Raw genomic sequence first — 18,813 nt, forward strand, 5'->3', positions numbered from 1 at the left:
CGAAGCCAACGTTGCGCTCTGCGGCAAATTTGGAGCGCAGCGGAAAATTTGTCCGACAGCAGTGCCTTGTTAAAGCTGTCTTACGCCCAGTACAATTCTATTTTTGGAATCGATGAGCATTCTAATAGAATCATCTCGATAGATTGATTCATTTGAATCATAGGAATCCTTCGTGGACCATATCGGCCCTGTTAAAGCGGATTTTACTAGCATCGGCGCTTGATCAATTACATCAACTACTTTACTGATGTAATGCTCTATACGTTCATTAAATTTTGGCAGCACTGCATATTGACTGCTTGCTAGAGTAAGTGCGCTAGCACATTGAAGTTCTTTTGATGCATTAGGAACATTTGCATAAGCATCGCTCACGGCCATTACTGCTGTTTGCAGTAAATTCACAGGGTCATCTTCCCTCGCCAGACCTGAAATCAGATCTACATCTTTGAGATACTTTGATAGGCAAATAATTAAAGAACTGTATTCACCTTCGAACACAAATGGAGTTAAACAATCACCTTCCGACAGCCAAAATTTGACTTGCCCCTCCGGTATAAGTCCATCATGAGGATGTACAGTTCCAAAATTGGGGAGATCAGCTTTGAAATCATCCCATTTCAATCCATGAATGCTTACATGATCTACAGAATGGGCACCAAGAAAACCATCGTATTCACTTGGCAGGAAGACAGTAACCTCAGTTTCGCCTCCGGTATAATGATCCCATGCGCAAATCCAAAACACTCTAGTAGTAGCTGCTCGAACAGAAGAACCAACTCGGCCAATAGAACCAGTTACAATATCGTCAATGGCCAATTTCAGATTTTCTAGCAGCTTCTTAAGCTGGAGTATGCTTAGGGCACTGTTTGGATCATGTTTGGCATCATTATATGCAAGCCTGATATTGTGAATGAAATCGACTTTAGATTGGCTTATAGAGTGCGTTTTTAACTCTTCAATGAATGAGTGGAAATTATCTCTGTTGTTTTTCGTAGGGAGTACATCACGTTTGAGAAACAGCTCTGTTGCTGAAGCGGTCTTTGATAGTAGATTTTTAATGTCTGATCCATCATAGCCCTCGATGATATATTGATTAAGTAACCGCAATGCCTCGTCTATTTCAGAAACCATTGCTCGTCCATAAGTACTCAAATTTCGAACTCCTGATGCTTTTAAGCTTTAACGATAAGCTAACAGGCGAGCAAAAGCGTAGCTTTTGCGAGTCCAGTGAGCGAAGCGAACGATGTTGAGCGTGTTGTTATGTTTCACGACTCACTCGCCGGGATTCTCTCCGTAGTTTTTCGTGTTCAAGGTCATTTTTATCCAAAGCCTGCTCGTGACTCATTACCGCAGTCCTGAACTCTTTTTCTAGTGTATGGAGACTGACCAAAAAATCAAAGTGATGCTTTAGAATCTGCTTCTTTAGCTCTATATCATCCGTCTCAACTATTAGTTTCTTATAGAACTCGATGGTTTCTTCTTCGTGGCGAAGTAGATCAAATTTCATACATGGGTTTCCTTGATACTTAGGAAAGAAACATAACAGTGATTAGATAGGCGGCGGTACTAATCCGATAGTAGAACCTTCCATCTAGCTCCGCACCATCCCGTTTTGCTTTGCACTAAAAAGCCTTCCCAGTCATAGCCTTACCTCTACGCCTCGGCAGTTCGGTGTATTCGCTTGACCTCCTCTTTTTGCTCCAGGATTACATCTGGTACACCGCGCGTAGGGTGGATGACGCTTTTTTCATCCACCGTTTGCTGTGGCTGTTCGCGCTACCGGCCATCGAAAACCTCGCCGCTGAAGCGCCTCCCACAGTGCGGTGGATGTTCCTTTGCCTGTGGAGGGGCTTTCGGCTTTGGCATCCTGCTTCGTTCTACCTCCTGCATCCATGCAGTCGTAGCCTCGACTGCTGGCGGGCAACGCTCCCCGGCTTTCATCCGGGCTACGAAAAAATTTTAGCCTCGCTGTAACGCCCGCATCCCTGCCTCGTCCATTGCTGCGAGGGCGCCAACCTGGCGCCGTATTCGAAGCCGATGGAGAGATGCCATGAAACAACTCAATACCCTGACCGCTACCCTGGGCGCCGCGCTGCTGACCACCGTTGCCTTTACCGCGCAGGCCGCGAGCAACCCGTTCGCTGCGCAGGAACTGAGCAGCGGCTATAGCCTGGCTGCTGGTGAGAAGGCGCAGGAAGGTTCCTGCGGTGAAGGTAAATGTGGCGGTGAAATGAAAGGCGATATGAAGGCGGACAAGGAAGGCTCCTGCGGCGCCGACAAGAAGACCGATGCCGAAGGCAAGTGCGGCGGCGAGAAGAGCGAGTAAGGGCGCAGGGGAGGACGGATCATGCACCTCGCACACCTCACAGGCGCCGGTCTCGGTCTGCGTCGCGGGCTGCTCGCCGAGCTGATCGGTGATAACGCCAGCGGCGCCGACTTTCTCGAAGTGGCGCCGGAGAACTGGATCGGTGTCGGTGGCCGCCAGGGCAAGCAATTGCGCGCCCTGAGCGAGCGTCGGCCGTTGCTGTGCCATGGTCTGTCCCTCAACCTCGGCGGCTTCGCGCCGCTGAACCTGGAACTGCTGCACGCCATCAAGGGCTTTCTCGACGAGCATGGTGTGCTGGCCTACAGCGAGCACCTGTCGGCCTGTGCCGACGACGGCCAGCTGTATGACCTGATGCCGTTGCCGTTTTCCGACGAGTCGGTGGTGCGTATCGCCGAGCGCGTGCGCATCGTGCAGGACGTGCTGGAAAGGCCGCTGATCATCGAGAACGTCTCGGCCTACGCGCGCCTGCCCGGCGAATTGGACGAGGCGGGGTTCGTTCGTGCGGTGCTGGAACGTGCTGACTGCCAACTGCTGCTGGACGTCAACAACGTCTACGTCAACAGCCTGAACTTCGGCTTCGATGCCGAGGCTTATATCGCCGCGATGCCCAGTGAGCGCATCGCCTATTTGCATGTCGCCGGGCATTACGATCAGGCGGCAGACCTGAAGATCGATACCCACGGTGCGCCGGTGATCGACCCGGTGTGGGCATTGCTGAGCAGCGCTTATGCGCAGCATGGCGTAAGGCCGACGCTGCTGGAGCGTGACTTCAACTTCCCGCCGCTGGCTGAGCTGTATGCCGAGCTGGCGCATATCCGCAGCCTGCAACAGGCTGTGCAACCGCTGAGCAGGTACGGCACATGAGCGGCGTGCAATTGCAGCGCGACTTCGCTGCGCGTATTCGCCAGCCCGAGGCGCAGCCGCCGTTGCCGGGCATCAGTGGCGAGCGCATGGCGATCTACGAGGAGCTGTTCTTCAACAACGTCGCCAGCCTGGTAAGCGGCGCCTTTCCGGTGCTGCGCGGGGTTCTCGGGGGCGAGCGCTGGCAACGGCTACTGCGCGCGTTCTTCGCCGAGCATCGTGCGGGCACGCCGTACTTTCTCGAGATCAGCCAGGAGTTCATCGCCTGGCTGCAGCAGGGCTATCGCGCCGAGCCTGACGACCCTGCGTTCATGCTGGAGCTGGCTCATTACGAGTGGGTCGAGCTGGCGCTGGATGTCAGCGATGCGCAGTTGCCCGCGCAAGGCTGGTCACCATTGGCCTGGCCGCTGGCTTATCGCTGGCCGGTGCAGATGATCGGTGCCGATCATTGCCCGACGCAGCCCCCGGCCGAGCCGACCTGCCTGCTGGTTTGGCGTGATCGTCAGGATCAGGTGCGCTTCATGCAGTTGGCGCCGTTCGCCTATCAATTGGCGCTGCGACTGCAGGCTGCCGAGCCGCCCATGCAGGCGCAGCTGGACTTGGCCGCCGCCCATGGTCTGACCGCCGATAGCGGCTATTTCGACAACGCCCGCGCGCTGCTGGATGACTGGCAGGCGCGCGATATCTGGTTTCCGTATTCCGAGGACTGACCACCATGATCGCTTTGCTCAATCGCTGCCAGAACGCGCTGGAGGCCACCCGGCGCCTGGATTTTCTCGGCCCGCTGTTGCTGCGCCTGTATCTGGTGCCGGTGTTCTGGATGGCCGGCACGCACAAGCTGGCCGATATCGACGCCACTGCCGCCTGGTTCGGCAACCCGGATTGGGGCCTGGGCCTGCCATTTCCCGAGCTGCTGGCCTGGGCGGCGGCGCTGACCGAGGCCGGTGGCGCCATCCTGCTGCTGTTTGGTTTTACCGTGCGCTGGATCAGCATTCCCTTGATCGTCACCATGCTGGTGGCGATCGTCACCGTGCACTGGCCCTATGGCTGGCAGGCGATTGCCGACCCGTCCGCCCCCTTCGCCAACGAACGCGTGCTGGCTGCGGCGGAAAAGCTCGAACGGGCGCGAAGCATCTTGCGTGAGCACGGCAATTACGAGTGGCTGATCGGTAGCGGCAAGTTCGTGGTGCTGAACAACGGCATCGAGTTCGCCGCCACCTACCTGGTGATGCTGGTGGCGTTGTTCTTCAGCGGGGCAGGGCGATGGCTGAGCATAGATTACTGGCTGGCACGCCGCTGCGGACACTTCTAAAAACTAACTGCGTTGCCATCACTGCGTTAAAAACAAGCTCAAAATGCTCATTTACAGCTCGTAAACTCCGCTTTTTCGCCTGTTTTTGCCTTGTGCTGGCTGCCTCGCCTACGTTTTTAGAAGTGTCCGGTGTGGATGGGTTCAGGCGTCGTCGCGCAGGGCGTCGATCCATTCCTTGGGCACGTCGCGCTTGAGCGCCAGTTGGCACTGCTGGCTGTCGGGGTCGAAGACGATTACCGCCTCGCCCTTGTCCAGGGCGCGGCGCACGCGCTGTACGCGGGTTTCCAGTGGGGTGTCGTCGCCGTTGTCGGTGCCGTCACGGGTGACGAAGTCTTCGATCAGGGCGGTAAGGGTTTCGGCTTGCAGCAGGTTGGCGGGGATCAGCACGGTGGGGGCGCTCCAGTCGGACGGCGCCCATGATAGAGGCTCTCAGGATGGGCTGCGAGCCTGCAGGTAGCGCTCCAGGGTGCTGTAGAGCAGGCCGCTGTCCAGCGGTTTACCGAGGAAGTCGTCCATGCCGGCATCGAGACCGTTCTGCCGGTGCTCTTCGAGAATGTGCGCGGTCAGGGCGATGATCGGTACGGCGGGCAACGGCGTGTCACGTTCCAGGCGGCGAATCTGCCGGGTGGCCTCGAAGCCGTCCATCTGCGGCATTTCGCAGTCCATGAGGATCAGGTGGACGCCGCCGGGGTCACGGCGGTACTCGTCCACGGCGGCCTGGCCATTGGTGACCAGTTTCACGCTGTAGCCACGCTTCTTCAGGAAGCCTTGTACCACCAACTGATTCACCGGGTTGTCTTCTGCGACCAGGATGCAGGGGGCTTCGCCCTTGTCGCTGCGTATCTCTCGGATCAACTGATGCACCTTTGCACGGGGTTCTGCGTATAGCTCGTTCAATGCCAGGCGCAGAGCATTGACCGCGACCGGTTGGGCCAGGTGCTGCAGGCGCAGCCCCTGACTGGGGGGCAGAGTCTGGCAGTTCTCGGGAGGGCATACCAGCAACACGCGTTGTCCGGGTTGCAGCTTGTGACTCAGCGATTCGAGCCAGTGCATGACGCTGCCGGGCCAGGGCGCCATCAGCACCAGCAGGGGCGGCGCCTTGAAGTCCTCCAGGTAGTCCTGCAGGCGTTCGGGCGTCTGGCAGCGTTCGGTGCGCAAGCCCCAGCGGCCGAGCAGGCGGCTCATGGCGTCCAGGCCCAGGCCGTCGAGCGAGGCGAGCAGGGCGGTACGCCCATTGAGCAGGTACGTCAGCTCGTCGGGGGCGGTCATCTCGGCGAGCAGTGGTACGTCGAAAGCGAAGCGGGTGCCCTGGCCGATGGTGCTTTGTACCTCGATGCGGCCGCCCATCATTTCCACCAGTTCCTTGCTGATCGCCAGGCCGAGGCCGCTGCCGCCATAGCGGCGGGTGGTGCTGGAGTCGCCCTGGGCGAAGGACTCGAACAGCTTGGCCAGCACCTGTTCACTGATGCCGATACCGCTGTCGCCCACCGCGAAGACCAGATGCGGGTTGCCCTGGCTGTCGTTGCGCAGGCTGACGCTGAGCGCGACGTGGCCCTCGGGGGTGAACTTCAGGGCGTTGCTGAGCAGGTTCATCAGCACCTGCTTGAGGCGTGTCGGGTCGCCCTGGATGCGCCGTGGCACGCCGGCTTCCAGGCTGACATAGAGGCGCAGGCGTTTGTCCAGCGCCTGGCCGGTGAACAGGCTGAGCGTCTCGGAAATCATGTCTTCGAGGTCGAAGTCGATCTGCTCCAGGCTGAGCTTGCCGGATTCGATACGGGCGTAGTCGAGGATGTCGTTGATCACCGCCATCAGCGAGCTGCCGGAGCTGGAGATGGTGTCCACGTAGAAGCGCTGGCTGCGGTCGAGCGGTGTCTCGCGCAGCAGTTGCAGCATGCCCAGTACGCCATTGAGCGGCGTACGGATCTCATGGCTCATCTTGGCCAGGAAGCGGCTCTTGGCCTGGCTCTCGAATTCCGCCTGTTCGGCCGCGCGGCGCGACTGGAAGCCTTCTTCCTTGAGCAGGTTGATGCGGTCGGCCAGGCCGATGGACAGGGTGATCAGTTCGAGAGTGACACCGATCTTCACCACGGTGCCGCCGAACACCCCGAACACTTCCAGGCCGAGCGAGCCGGTGGTGGCCTGGATGAAGGCGAACAGCAGCACGGCCCAGGCCAGGGTGTAGTAGGAGCCGTAGCGCACGCCGCGACGCCAGGCGTACAGGCCGGTCAGCAGGAGGATCAGCGAGACCAGCGAAACGGTCAGACTGGCGAGGATGTTCCACGCAGCGAAACCGATCAGCGGCACCGAAACCAGGCAGCCGATGCAGGCCAGCATGAGCAGGCGCAGGCCGGTATCCAGGCGCGGGAAGAACTGCGCGGCATGCAGGAAGTGGCGGCTGAACTGGATGGCACTCAGGCAATGCAGGTACATCAGGATGTAGATGGCCACCGATTGCAGCGCCACGTGTTCGGGCAGCAGCTTGAACAGCATGCCGTCGAAACAGGCCGCGAGCAGGCCGACGTTGAGGTTGTAGGCCAGGTACCAGAGGTAGGCCGATTCGCGCAGCGACAGGTAGAGGAACAGGTTGTAGCAGAACATGGCGAACAGCACGCCGTAGAACGCACCGTTGAAACCCATGAGGTTTTCCTGCGCCGCCGCGCTGGCACCATGAGTGGCGAAGAACAGGGGCACGAACACCGTGCTGGTGGTCTCGACCCGCACCAGCAGGGTGCTGACGCCGGGTTCTACCTGCAATGGGAACCAGAAGTTGCGTACCTTGACCGGGCGCTGGGCGAAGGCGAAGTGATCACCGCTTTCCTGGCGCAGCGTCTGCCCCAGCGGATCGATCAGGTATACCTGCAGGTCATCGAGCAGCGGGTAATTGACCTCCAGATAGCCGCCCAGCGGGTGTTCGAGGCTATTGACCAGGCGCAGCTTGAACCACCAGACCGAGTTGTTCTTGCCCAGGTTGGCGTACTCGCCTTTGAGCGGCTGAAACGCCGCATCGTCCAGCGCCAGAACCTGGTCGCTGTCCATCTGCCCGCCGGTGTCTTCGTAATAGGTCGTGTACGGGCCGAGGGAAAGGCGCAGCTCGTCGCTATCCAGCGGCGCGGGTTGCGCGGCCCAGAGCGGGCCGGCCAGCCAGAACAGGAGCAAAGCCAGGCAGAAACGAGGCATCCGTGAACCTCAGAGGGGCCATGCAGGCATGGCCGGCAGTCATTCCAACGTCGCGGTGCGACGATCCGTATGAAGAGTAGTCGCGCGAATCGCGGCCACAAAAAGGGGAGCTGTCGCTCCCCTCGCTTTCCGTTGCCGTCACTTTGCCTTTATGCCGAGCGGCCTTCAAGCGTCCTGATCACGTTGCCCCAACAGGCTGTCCACCGAAGGCACACGGGTATCGCTTTCCATTTGCGCCTCGTGTTCCAACTGGTGGCTGAAGCGCTCCAGCGAGCCCTGCGCCGGCTGCGCGTCGCTGGCGAAAACCGGTGGGCTGAGCACGTAGGCAGTGAGGATCTGGGTCAGCGCCTTGAGGCTGTCGGTGTGGGTGCGCTCGTAGCCGTGAGTGGCGTCGCAACCGAAGGCCAGCAATGCCGTGCGGATATCATGGCCGGCGGTTACGGCCGACTGGGCGTCGCTGTGGTAGTAGCGGAACAGATCGCGGCGCACCGGGATGTCGTTTTCCGCCGCCAGACGCAGCAGTTGCCGCGACAGGTGATAGTCATAGGGGCCGCCGGAATCCTGCATGGCCACGCTGACCGCGTGCTCACTGGACTGCTGGCCAGGCGCGACCGGGGCGATGTCGATGCCGACGAACTCGCTGACGTCCCAGGGCAGGGCAGCGGCGGCGCCGGAGCCAACCTCTTCGGTGATGGTGAACAGCGGATGGCAGTCGATCATCGGCTGCAGGCCATGGTCGCGAATTGCCTTGAGCGCGGTCAGCAGGGCGGCGACACCGGCCTTGTCATCGAGGTGGCGGGCGCTGATATGGCCGCTTTCGGAGAACTCCGGCAGCGGATCGAAGGCCACGATATCGCCCACCGAGATGCCCAGCGAATCGCAATCGGCGCGGGTGGCGCAGTAGGCATCCAGGCGCAGTTCGACGTGATCCCAGCTTACCGGCAAGGTATCCACAGCGGTATTGAAGGCATGCCCGGAGGCCAGCAGCGGCAACACGCTGCCACGTATCACGCCGTTATCGGTGAACAGGCTGACGCGGCTGCCTTCGGCGAAGCGGCTCGACCAGCAGCCCACTGGCGCCAGGCCGAGACGGCCGTTGTCCTTGATCTCGCGGACGATGGCGCCAATGGTGTCGAGGTGCGCGGACACGGCGCGGTCGAAGCGTTCGTACTCGCTCTGGCGCCCGCGCAGGGTGGCGCGGATGGTGCCGCGACGGGTCAGCTCGAAGGGGATTTCCAGTTCTTCCAGACGCTCGGCGACGTAGCGCACGATGGTGTCGGTGAAACCGGTGGGGCTGGGAATGGCGAGCATTTCCAGCAAGACCTTGTGCAGGTAGTCGAGGTCGGGTTCGGGCAGTTGCTGCATGGAGTCTCCTTGTCTATCTGGCGGAGCGCATCTGTTGCGGGCGCGATGGCATTCGCGCCCGCTCAGGTTTCAGGTGGTGACCTGGCTCAGCGGGAAAAGCAGGTCGACAAAACGCTCGGCGGTCGGCTGCGGCTCATGGTTGGCCAGGCCGGCACGCTCATTGGCTTCGATGAATACGTACTCGGCTTGATCGGCGGCGGGCACCAGCAGGTCGAGGCCGACCACGGGGATGTCCAACGCTCGCGCGGCCTTGATCGCGGCGTCACGCAGGGTCGGATGGAGGATCGCGGTGACGTCCTCCAGGGTGCCGCCGGTGTGCAGGTTGGCGGTCTTGCGCACGGCCAGGCGCTCGCCGGCCGGCAGTACGCTGTCGTAGTCGAGGCCGGCACCGTGCAGCGTGCGCAGGGTTTCGGCGTCCTTGGGGATGCGGCTCTCGCCACCGGTGGCAGCCTGGCGGCGGCGGCTCTGTGCGTCGATCAACTGGCCGATGCTGTGGCGGCCATCACCGATGATCTCGGCAGGGCGGCGGATGGCTGCAGCCACCACTTCGTAGCCGATCACCAGCACGCGCAGGTCGTGACCTTCGTGAAAGCTTTCCAGCAGCACGCGCTGGTCGAATACGCTGGCGCGCTCGATGGCCTCCTGCACTTCGCCGGGGGTGCGCAGATCGACTGCCACGCCCTGGCCCTGTTCGCCGTCGACCGGCTTGACCACCAGCGAGCCATGCTCGGCCAGGAAGGCGGCGTTTTCCTCGGCGCTGCCGGCCAGACGCTGTGCCGGCACACTGAGGTCGGCCCGCGACAGGGTGCGATGGGTCAGGCGCTTATCCTGGCACAGGGTCATGCTCACGGCGCTGGTCAGGTCGCACAGCGACTCGCGGCAGCGGATGCGCCGGCCGCCGTGGCTGAGGGTGAACAGTCCGGCTTCGGCATCGTCCACCGTCAGTTCGATACCTCGACGCAGCGCCTCGTCGACGATGATGCGAGCGTAGGGGTTGAGTTCGGCCTGCGGGCCGGGGCCTAGGAACAGCGGCTGGTTGATGCCGTTCTTGCGCTTGAGGCTGAAGGTCTGCAACTCGCGAAAACCGAGCTTGGCGTAGAGCTTCTTGGCCTGTTGGTTATCGTGCAGCACCGACAGGTCGAGGTAGCTCAAGCCGCGGCTCATGCCGTGTTCGATCAGGTGGCGCACCAGCACTTCGCCGACGCCCGGGCGGCTGCACTGCGGGTCGACCGCTAGGCACCAGAGGCTGCTGCCGTTTTCCGGGTCGCGGAAGGCGCGCTGGTGGTTGAGGCCCATGACGCTGCCGATCACCGCGCCGCTGTCTTCGTCCTCGGCCAGCCAGTAAGTGGGGCCGCCTTCGTTGTAGGGCGTGAGCTTGGCCGGGTCGATGGGCAGCATGTTGCGGGTCTGGTACAGGCAGTTGATGGCCTGCCAGTCCGCCTCGTTCTGCGCACGGCGAATGCGAAAGCCACGAAAGCTGCGGCGCGCCGGGCGGTAGTCGGTGAACCACAGGCGCAGGGTGTCGGAGGGGTCGAGGAACAGTTGCTGCGGCGCATGGGCCAGCACCTGATGCGGCGCGGCGACATACAGGGCGATATCGCGCTCGCCGGGTTGCTCATCGAGCAGGGATTCGGCCAGCGCCATGGCGTCCGGGTAGGTGTGGCCTATCAGCAGGCGCCCCCAGCCGCAGTGGATGGCTTGCGGTTGGCTGGGCTCGCTGGTGTGGTCTTCGGCCAGACGCGCCTGCAGACGCTCGTAGGAGGGTGTCTGGCCGCGGATCAGGCGTTGTTTGAAGGCAGGGGAGCGCATGAGATGTCCTTCGCCGGTCTGAGCCGGATCGAATGTTGAGTCGTGTCGATCCCGGATTGCATCCGGGCTACGAGCGTTCCTTGGCAGTTCACAGGAGCGGCTGAGCGGTATTGCGCTGCAGCCGCTCCTGCGTCGTTACAGACCCTGCTCGCTCAGCCACAGGTTGAGCGCCGCCAATTGCCACAGCTTGGAGCCGCGCAGCGGCGTGAGCTGGCCCTGCGGGTTGGTCAGCAACTGGTCGAGCATGCTCGGGTTGAACAGGCCGCGATCCTGGCTGGGGTCGAGCAGCAGATCGCGCACCCAACCCAGGGTGGCGCCTTCCAGATGCTTGAGGCCCGGCACCGGGAAGTAACCCTTGGGTCGGTCGATCACCTCGCTGGGGATGACCTTGCGCGCCGCTTCCTTGAGCACGTACTTGCCGCCTTCGGGCAGCTTGAACTGCGCGGGAATGCGCGCTGACAGTTCGGCCACGCGGTAGTCGAGGAACGGCGTGCGCGCCTCCAGGCCCCAGGCCATGGTCATGTTGTCCACGCGCTTGACCGGGTCATCGACCAGCATCACCGTGCTGTCCAGGCGCAGCGCCTTGTCCACGGCGGCGTCTGCACCCGGCATGGCGAAGTGTTCGCGGACGAACTCGCCGGCCATGTCGCCGGTCAGCCAAGCCGGCTGCACACAAGCGGCATATTCGTCGTGCTCGCGGTCGAAGAAGGCGGCGCGGTAGGCAGCGAAGGCATCCTTGGCGCCATCGACCTGCGGGTACCAGTGGTAGCCGGCGAACAGTTCGTCGGCGCCCTGGCCGCTCTGCACCACCTTGCAGTGCTTGGCCACTTCACGCGAGAGCAGGTAGAAGGCGATGCAGTCGTGGCTGACCATCGGCTCGCTCATGGCGCGGAACGCCTGCGGCAGTTGCTCGAGGATCTCGTGCTCGCCGATGCGCAGCTGATGATGCTGGGTGCCAAAGCGCTGTGCGATCAGATCCGAATACTGGAATTCATCACCGCGCTCGCCGCCGGCATCCTGAAAACCGATGGAGAAGGTCAGCAGGTTTTCCACCCCGGCTTCACGCAGCAGGCCGACCAGCAGGCTCGAATCGACGCCGCCGGAGAGCAGCACGCCGACGTCCACGGCGGCACGCTGACGAATCTCCACCGCCTCACGCATGGCTTGCAGCGTGCGGTCGCGCCATTCTTCGAAACCGTAATTCACTTCCTCGCCTTGCGGGCCGAACTGCAGCGTCCACCAGGTCTGTTGCTCGACCTTGCCGTCGGCGTCGATGCGCATCCAGGTCGCCGGCGGCAGCTTCTCGACACCCGCCAGGATGGTGCGCGGCGCCGGTACCACGGCGTGGAAATTCAAATAGTGGTTGAGGGCGACGGCATCCAGCGTCTTGGCGATATCGCCACCTTGCAGCAGGGCCGGCAGCGAGGAGGCGAAACGCAGGCGCTCGCCAGTGCGCGACAGGTACAGCGGCTTGATGCCGAGGCGGTCACGGGCGATGAGCAGGCTTTGCGTGTCGCGCTCCCAGACGGCAAAGGCGAACATGCCGTTGAGCTTGGGCAGCAGCTTTTCGCCCCAGGCGTGGTAGCCCTTGAGCAGCACCTCGGTGTCGCCGCCGGAGAAGAAGCGATAACCCAGCGTTTCCAGCTCGGCGCGCAATTCGGGGTAGTTGTAGATGGCGCCGTTGAACACCATCGACAGACCGAGATCGCTGTCGATCATCGGCTGGCCCGAGGCTTCGGCCAGATCCATGATCTTCAGGCGGCGATGGCCAAGGGCGATGGGGCCTTGGCTATGGAAGCCGTGGGCGTCGGGGCCGCGAGGGGCCAGGTGGTGGGTGATGCGTTCGACTGCCGCCAGATCCGCGGGGCGTCGATCAAAACGAAGTTCTCCAGCTATTCCGCACATAGTTCCTTACCGGTGTTGCCGTTGGGGAGTGACTCGAGGTCGAGCCTTTTACACCAAAACAAAATAATGCTTTCATGTCAAAGTTTTGGTTGTTATGAATTGGTGCTTATGAGTGATAAAAAAGTTCCTGTTGAAATAGATTTGTCATCTGTCATGGCCTTCGAAATGCCCCTGTTCCAGGCCTTGCGCCGCCTGCAGCAGGCAGGGGAGGTGCATGCCAAGCGCCTGGCCCGCTTCGGTGGACTGACGCCGATGCAGTTGATGATCCTGCAGGTGTTGGCCAGCGAGACGCGCCTGACCGCCAGCGTACTCAGCAGCCGTGTCAGCCTGACCGCCGCGACGCTGTCCGGCCTGCTCGACCGCCTCGAAGAGCGTGGCCTGTTGCAGCGCCAGCGCGATGATCAGGATCGCCGCCGCCAATGGCTGCTGATCAGCGAGGCCGGACGTGAGCTGATTCAGCAGGCGCCTTCACTGATGCCGCCGGAATTCAACCAGCGTTTCGCCGCGCTGGCCGAGTGGGAGCGCCACAGCTTGGCTGCGGCTCTTCTGCGGGCCGCCGAGCTGTGTGGCGAGATGGACTGAGCTGGGTGGTGACCCTAGGTTGCCAAGCCGTCCCTTCGTAGGAGCCCCGCCCCGGGGCGAAGCTTTTCAATTGCGCATTGCCCCGGTTCGCGGCGGGGCGCCGCTCCTACCCAATTCGCAGTGGCGACGTTTAACTGAATGGCATTAGGCGGTGACCCGTCTTTTTCAGAAAAAATTCAAGCAGGGTGTTGACTTAGCGTCGCTGCCTGCATAAAGTGCGCGCCTCGCTAAGGCACATGGGTGATTAGCTCAGCCGGGAGAGCATCTGCCTTACAAGCAGAGGGTCGGCGGTTCGATCCCGTCATCACCCACCAATCTCGCAGTTACGCGCAGCGGTAGTTCAGTCGGTTAGAATACCGGCCTGTCACGCCGGGGGTCGCGGGTTCGAGTCCCGTCCGCTGCGCCATTATTTCCCAGATCGACGGTTAGTCGGTTTGAGATGGCAAAGCCCGCAAGGGCGCCATCCGATGCAAGACGTATTAAAGAGTTCTCTGGACGAAAGTCCAACCGACACGCAGCGGTAGTTCAGTCGGTTAGAATACCGGCCTGTCACGCCGGGGGTCGCGGGTTCGAGTCCCGTCCGCTGCGCCATTATTTCCCAGATCGACGGTTAGTCGGTTTGAGATGGCAAAGCCCGCAAGGGCGCCATCCGATGCAAGACGTATTAAAGAGTTCTCTGGACGAAAGTCCAACCGACACGCAGCGGTAGTTCAGTCGGTTAGAATACCGGCCTGTCACGCCGGGGGTCGCGGGTTCGAGTCCCGTCCGCTGCGCCATATACGAAACCCGCTGATCGCGAGATCAGCGGGTTTTTTATTGCCTGTGACTTTTCGTCATCTTGTCTTCATTTCGCGAACGTAGCTTGCTATCGATCAGCTGAAATGACAGGAGAGCAGCAGATGGACGATTACCAGGAAGAATTGCTCGAGCGTGATGCCTTCGATCAGGACGTGACTGAAGCGGATGACGCTACTGAACTTTGAGCAGCGCTATCGCCCCGGCGTTGGGCACGGCGGTAGTCGCCGGGCGTTTGCCCGAGCCAGCGTTTGAAGGCGCGCTGGAACGCTTCGGCTGAGGCGAAACCGAGCAGGTAGGCGATTTCGCCGAAGGCCAGTTCAGTGTCGCGGATATAGGCCGTGGCCAGGTCGCGGCGGGTGTCGTTGAGGATGGTGCGAAACTGCGTGCCTTCCTCGGCGAGCTTGCGCCTGAGCGTCCAGCTCGGCAACTGCAGACTGCGGGCGACCTCCTGCAGGTCCGGCTCGTGTCCATGCAGCAGCGGGCCGAGCAACTGGATCACCCGTTCACGCAGGCTGCGTGTGCGGGTCAGCTGATCCAGCTCTCGCTCGCACAATTCCAGCAGATGCCGCCAGGTGCCCGGGCAATGTTCCGGGTTACGCAGGGCTAGGGTTTCGCTGCTCAGGCGCAGACGATTGGCGCCGGCTGCAAAGTCCACCGGGCAGCCGAAGGTGCTGGCATAGCGCTCGCCATACTCGGGTGCGGGAAATTCGATCTCGACTTTCTCCGCGGTGATCGGACGGGCCACCACCTGGCTCAGGTTGCTCTGCCAGCCAGCCAGCACCGAATCCACCACGAAGCGGTTGTAGGCGTTGTACGGGCTGATGGAGTAGAAGTGCAGCCACGCACCGCGGCTGTCTTCGCTGAAGCTGGAATGGCCGCGGTAGTTGGCGGCGTAGAGCGGCTCGAAACGGCTCAGGGTGCGCGCCGCCTCACGCAGATCGGGTGCCTGTGCGGCGCAGATGCCGGCCAGGCCAATGTGCGCCAGACGGCTCAGCCTGCCCATGCTCAGGCCGAGCGCCGGCTCGCCGCTCAGGGCAATGGCGCTGTGGCCCAGGCGCATATAGCGCGGAATCGACAGGCGCGCACGCGGTTCGGCCAGGCGTTCGGCATTCAGGCCAAACTGTTGCAGCAGCGGCTGGGGGTCATGCCCGCACTCGGCGAGTGCGGCTGCCAGTGCCTGGGTGAAGCCGACAGAGAGGTCGCCGAGGCGAATGCGTGAGGCTTTCATAACCACAGATTGACCAGTTGGGCGCCACTGCGCGCGTCGCCGAACAGGGGCTGGCCAGGTTCTACCACCAGGCTGCGTGGCTGCGCCGCTTTAGCCCATAGACGACCGCGCAGTTGCACGGCGATGGCCGCGCGCAGGCCGTGCTGTTGCATCTGCTGCGCGAGGCGGGTTGCCTGTTCCGGGCTCGCTTGCCTGCTGCTTGGCAGGGCCAGCAGCTCGGCCTGTTGTGCGGCCAGCAGGCGATGGCGCTCGCTGTCCTGGGCGTCCTTTCCGAGCAGAATGCCCAACCGTCCGGCGGGTGTATCGAGTACATGCAGCTGCGAGGGCGGGGCGCCTGCGATGATCTGATCACCTTGCGTCTGGCGTTGTGGCTGGCCGATGGGATTACCGGCGCTGTCGAAGACCAGGCTGACGTTGTACAGCGGCCCGTTGGCCACTTTCAGTTGGCCCAGCTCGACTCGGGGCTCCGGCAGCACGATGGAGCCGGCCACCAGGGTCACGCCGTAGTCGCGCGCCAGGCCTCCGAACAGTTGCTGGTAGTCGCGCGCCATGGCTTGTGCCTTGGTGCGGATCATGGCGTCCTGCAACTGTGCCTCGCCCTTGGCGGTCAGCAGCGCCCAGGTGAAGGACAGCGGATTGCTGGCGGCCAGCCAGTGCAGCGCCTGCTGCTGGTCGCGGGCCTGATACAGCTCGTCCTTTTCGCCGACGGCCAGCAGCCAGGTGCCGATATGTTCGGGCAACACCACCAGGGTGCGTGCATTGAGCAGGTTCAGATCGCGAGCGTGATCGAGGTAGGCCGCCAGCTTCAGGCGCAGGCGCTCGACGCTCTGGTAGTCGCTGGTGACCAGCTCGGGCTGGATGCCCAGCAGATTGCCGCGTGCGCTGGGGCGCCCCTGATCCAGGGCGACATGGCTGCGCAGATCGGACAGGTAGCGCACCGGTTCGCGTTGCTCGCACCAGTAGGCGTAGCCGCCCAGGCTGCCGAGCAGGAGGGCGATGCTGAGGTAAATGATCAGTCGTTGCATGAGGGTTGTTCTTGAAACAGGCGGTTCAGGTTAGGTCGGGTCGGGCCGCGTGCCAAGCCTTGATGTTGCTTTTGATCATTATCTTGTCAGATTCGATCATTGAGCCTGTCGTTTGGCCTCTTTATCGTCTGGCCTCATAACCGACCGCGTGCCCATGAGACCGCGGCAATCCGTGAACTGCACCGCGATGTGGAGAATTCCATGACTGCTCGTTACCCGCACCTGCTGGCCCCGCTCGATCTGGGCTTCACCACGCTGAAGAACCGCACCCTGATGGGCTCCATGCATACCGGTCTGGAAGAGAAGCCGGGCGGCTTCGAGCGCATGGCGGCCTATTTTGCCGAGCGTGCCCGTGGCGGCGTTGGCCTGATGGTCACCGGCGGCATCGGCCCGAACGAAGAGGGTGGCGTGTATTCCGGTGCGGCCAAACTGAGCACGGTGGAAGAGGCCGAGAAGCACAAGATCGTCACCCAGGCCGTGCACGAGGCGGGTGGCAAGATCTGCATGCAAATCCTGCACGCCGGCCGTTATGCCTACAGCCCCAAGTCCGTGGCGCCGAGCGCCATCCAGGCGCCGATCAACCCGTTCAAGCCGCGTGAGCTGGACGAGGAGGGCATCGAGAAGCAGATTGCCGATTTCGTCAATTGCGCGGCGCTGGCCCAGCAGGCCGGCTACGACGGCGTCGAGGTGATGGGTTCGGAAGGTTACTTCATCAACCAGTTCCTGGTGACCCACACCAACCATCGTACCGACCGCTGGGGCGGCAGCTTCGAGAACCGCATGCGCCTGCCGGTGGAGATCGTCCGTCGCGTGCGTGAGGCAGTCGGGCCGAACTTCATCATCATCTATCGCCTGTCGATGCTGGATCTGGTCGAGGGCGGCAGCACCTGGGACGAGATCGTGCTGCTGGCCAAGGCCATCGAAAAAGCCGGTGCGACGATCATCAACACCGGCATCGGCTGGCACGAGGCGCGCATCCCGACCATCGCCACCAAGGTGCCGCGCGCGGCCTTCACCAAAGTCACCGCCAAGCTCAAGGGTGAGGTATCGATCCCGCTGATCACCACCAACCGCATCAACACCCCGGAAGTGGCCGAGCAGGTGCTGGCCGAGGGCGATGCCGACATGGTGTCGATGGCGCGCCCGTTCCTCGCCGACCCGGAGTTCGTCAACAAGGCAGCCGAGGGCCGCGCGGACGAGATCAACACCTGCATCGGCTGCAACCAGGCCTGCCTGGATCACACCTTCGGCGGCAAGCTGACCAGTTGCCTGGTCAACCCGCGTGCCTGCCACGAGACCGAGCTGAACTACATCCCCACCACCACGGTGAAGAAGATTGCCGTGGTCGGTGCCGGCCCGGCTGGCCTGGCCGCTTCCACCGTCGCCGCCGAGCGCGGCCACAGCGTGACCCTGTTCGATTCGGCCAGCGAGATCGGCGGCCAGTTCAACGTGGCCAAGCGCGTGCCGGGCAAGGAAGAGTTCTATGAAACCCTGCGCTACTTCAAGCGCAAGCTGGAAACCACCGGTGTCGATGTGCGCCTGAATACCCGCGTGGCGGTGGACGACCTGGTCAAGGGCGGCTTCGACGAGATCATCCTGGCCACCGGCATTGCCCCGCGTACCCCGGAGATTCCGGGTATCGAGCATGCCAAGGTGATCAGCTATCTGGATGCGATTCTCGAGCGCAAGCCGGTCGGGCAGAGAGTGGCGGTGATCGGCGCTGGCGGTATCGGCTTCGATGTATCGGAGTTCATCACTCACCAGGGCAAGGCCACCAGCCTCGACCGTGAGGCGTTCTGGCAGGAATGGGGCATCGACACGGCGCTTGAAGCACGTGGCGGCGTGGCCGGCATCGAGGCGCATCCGCACCCGGCGGCGCGCGAGGTGTTCCTGCTGCAGCGCAAGAAGACCAAGGTCGGCGACGGCCTGGGCAAGACCACCGGCTGGATTCACCGCACCGGTCTGAAGAACAAGAACGTACAGATGCTCAACAGCGTCGAGTACGTGAAGATCGACGATGCCGGCCTGCATATCCGCATCGCTGGCGGCGAAGAGCAGGTGCTGCCGGTCGATACGGTGATCGTCTGCGCCGGTCAGGATCCGCTGCGTGAGCTGCAGCAAGGACTGGAGAACGCCGGTCAGCGTGTGCACCTGGTCGGCGGTGCGGATGTCGCCGCCGAACTGGATGCCAAGCGGGCGATCAACCAGGGCTCGCGTCTGGCGGCTGAACTCTGAGCAACCTGACGCCCCGCCTTATGGGCACCTCTAAAAACGTAGGCGAGGCCGCCAGCGCAAGGCAAAAACAGGCGAAAAAGCGGAGTTTACGAGTTGTAAATGAGCATTTTGAGCCTGTTTTTAACGCAGCGATGGTGACGCCGCGCGCGAAAAATTCGGGCAGTGACGTGCGATAAATACGTTGCTGCCC

General features: G+C 62.1%; 15 protein-coding genes and 4 tRNA genes. 10 read left to right on the plus strand and 9 right to left on the minus strand.

What is annotated here, in order from left to right:
• Window positions 1-69: 69 nt before the first annotated feature.
• Together ACODS1_RS20545 and ACODS1_RS20550 are read right to left on the minus strand one after the other, a co-directional pair.
• Window positions 70-1,152 carry a hypothetical protein gene (locus tag ACODS1_RS20545; RefSeq protein WP_489087121.1) on the minus strand — a complete coding sequence of 361 codons (1,083 nt, stop codon included), beginning with the start codon at window positions 1,150-1,152 and terminating at the stop codon, window positions 70-72.
• A gap of 106 nt (window positions 1,153-1,258) precedes the next feature.
• Window positions 1,259-1,507: a hypothetical protein gene (locus tag ACODS1_RS20550; RefSeq protein WP_489087122.1), complete on the minus strand. Its 249-nt coding sequence runs from the start codon at window positions 1,505-1,507 to the stop codon at window positions 1,259-1,261.
• A 543-nt stretch (window positions 1,508-2,050) separates the two neighbouring features.
• On the opposite strand from ACODS1_RS20550, the gene ACODS1_RS20555 reads away from it, so the two are divergent.
• The 4 genes from ACODS1_RS20555 to ACODS1_RS20570 are packed head-to-tail and all read left to right on the plus strand — an operon-like array spanning window position 2,051 to window position 4,499.
• Window positions 2,051-2,326 (plus strand): HvfA family oxazolone/thioamide-modified RiPP metallophore, encoded by a 276-nt coding sequence (locus ACODS1_RS20555; protein ID WP_489087123.1) that lies wholly within the window; start codon window positions 2,051-2,053, stop codon window positions 2,324-2,326.
• A gap of 21 nt (window positions 2,327-2,347) precedes the next feature.
• Window positions 2,348-3,190 (plus strand): HvfB family MNIO-type RiPP peptide maturase, encoded by an 843-nt coding sequence (locus ACODS1_RS20560; protein ID WP_489087124.1) that lies wholly within the window; start codon window positions 2,348-2,350, stop codon window positions 3,188-3,190.
• A complete protein-coding gene (locus ACODS1_RS20565) occupies window positions 3,187-3,897 on the plus strand; it encodes an HvfC family RiPP maturation protein (protein ID WP_489087125.1) in 711 nt (236 codons plus the stop codon). Before ACODS1_RS20560 ends, ACODS1_RS20565 begins: the two co-directional genes overlap by 4 nt.
• Window positions 3,898-3,902: 5 nt before the next feature.
• A complete protein-coding gene (locus ACODS1_RS20570; RefSeq protein WP_489087126.1) occupies window positions 3,903-4,499 on the plus strand; it encodes an HvfX family Cu-binding RiPP maturation protein in 597 nt (198 codons plus the stop codon).
• 141 nt (window positions 4,500-4,640) lie between these two features.
• On the opposite strand, the gene ACODS1_RS20575 is transcribed toward ACODS1_RS20570, so the two are convergent.
• The 5 genes from ACODS1_RS20575 to ACODS1_RS20595 form a co-directional block, all read right to left on the minus strand.
• The gene (locus ACODS1_RS20575) at window positions 4,641-4,886 is read right to left on the minus strand and encodes a YheU family protein (protein ID WP_322979252.1); all 246 of its coding nucleotides are present in this window, start codon (window positions 4,884-4,886) and stop codon (window positions 4,641-4,643) included.
• Window positions 4,887-4,928: 42 nt separating this feature from the next.
• Window positions 4,929-7,676, minus strand: a complete 2,748-nt coding sequence (locus ACODS1_RS20580; RefSeq protein ID WP_489087127.1) for a hybrid sensor histidine kinase/response regulator — start codon at window positions 7,674-7,676, stop codon at window positions 4,929-4,931.
• A 165-nt stretch (window positions 7,677-7,841) separates the two neighbouring features.
• On the minus strand, window positions 7,842-9,041 hold the full coding sequence (locus ACODS1_RS20585; RefSeq protein ID WP_322979250.1) for an osmoprotectant NAGGN system M42 family peptidase: 1,200 nt from the start codon (window positions 9,039-9,041) through the stop codon (window positions 7,842-7,844).
• A 69-nt stretch (window positions 9,042-9,110) separates the two neighbouring features.
• Entirely contained in the window at window positions 9,111-10,850 is a 1,740-nt protein-coding gene (gene ngg / locus ACODS1_RS20590) for an N-acetylglutaminylglutamine synthetase (RefSeq protein WP_489087128.1), read from the minus strand.
• 135 nt (window positions 10,851-10,985) lie between these two features.
• Window positions 10,986-12,755 (minus strand): N-acetylglutaminylglutamine amidotransferase, encoded by a 1,770-nt coding sequence (locus tag ACODS1_RS20595; protein WP_489087129.1) that lies wholly within the window; start codon window positions 12,753-12,755, stop codon window positions 10,986-10,988.
• A 108-nt stretch (window positions 12,756-12,863) separates the two neighbouring features.
• On the opposite strand from ACODS1_RS20595, the gene ACODS1_RS20600 reads away from it, so the two are divergent.
• The 5 genes from ACODS1_RS20600 to ACODS1_RS20620 all read left to right on the plus strand — a co-directional run bounded on the left by ACODS1_RS20600 (window position 12,864) and on the right by ACODS1_RS20620 (window position 14,113).
• Entirely contained in the window at window positions 12,864-13,337 is a 474-nt protein-coding gene (locus ACODS1_RS20600; protein ID WP_322979247.1) for a MarR family winged helix-turn-helix transcriptional regulator, read from the plus strand.
• A 238-nt stretch (window positions 13,338-13,575) separates the two neighbouring features.
• Window positions 13,576-13,651 (plus strand) — tRNA-Val (locus tag ACODS1_RS20605).
• 15 nt (window positions 13,652-13,666) lie between these two features.
• Window positions 13,667-13,743, plus strand: a tRNA-Asp gene (locus tag ACODS1_RS20610).
• A 108-nt stretch (window positions 13,744-13,851) separates the two neighbouring features.
• Window positions 13,852-13,928: transfer RNA gene (locus ACODS1_RS20615), tRNA-Asp, on the plus strand.
• A 108-nt stretch (window positions 13,929-14,036) separates the two neighbouring features.
• Window positions 14,037-14,113, plus strand: a tRNA-Asp gene (locus ACODS1_RS20620).
• A gap of 167 nt (window positions 14,114-14,280) precedes the next feature.
• Here ACODS1_RS20620 and ACODS1_RS20625 read toward each other — a convergent pair.
• The gene (locus ACODS1_RS20625; RefSeq protein WP_489087130.1) at window positions 14,281-15,363 is read right to left on the minus strand and encodes an AraC family transcriptional regulator; all 1,083 of its coding nucleotides are present in this window, start codon (window positions 15,361-15,363) and stop codon (window positions 14,281-14,283) included.
• Window positions 15,360-16,388 carry a carbon-nitrogen hydrolase family protein gene (locus ACODS1_RS20630; protein WP_489087131.1) on the minus strand — a complete coding sequence of 343 codons (1,029 nt, stop codon included), beginning with the start codon at window positions 16,386-16,388 and terminating at the stop codon, window positions 15,360-15,362. Before ACODS1_RS20630 ends, ACODS1_RS20625 begins: the two co-directional genes overlap by 4 nt.
• Before the next feature lie 201 nt (window positions 16,389-16,589).
• On the opposite strand from ACODS1_RS20630, the gene ACODS1_RS20635 reads away from it, so the two are divergent.
• Window positions 16,590-18,623 (plus strand): oxidoreductase, encoded by a 2,034-nt coding sequence (locus ACODS1_RS20635; RefSeq protein WP_489087132.1) that lies wholly within the window; start codon window positions 16,590-16,592, stop codon window positions 18,621-18,623.
• Window positions 18,624-18,813: the final 190 nt, after the last annotated feature.

Source organism: Pseudomonas sp. FG29, from assembly GCF_057809355.1.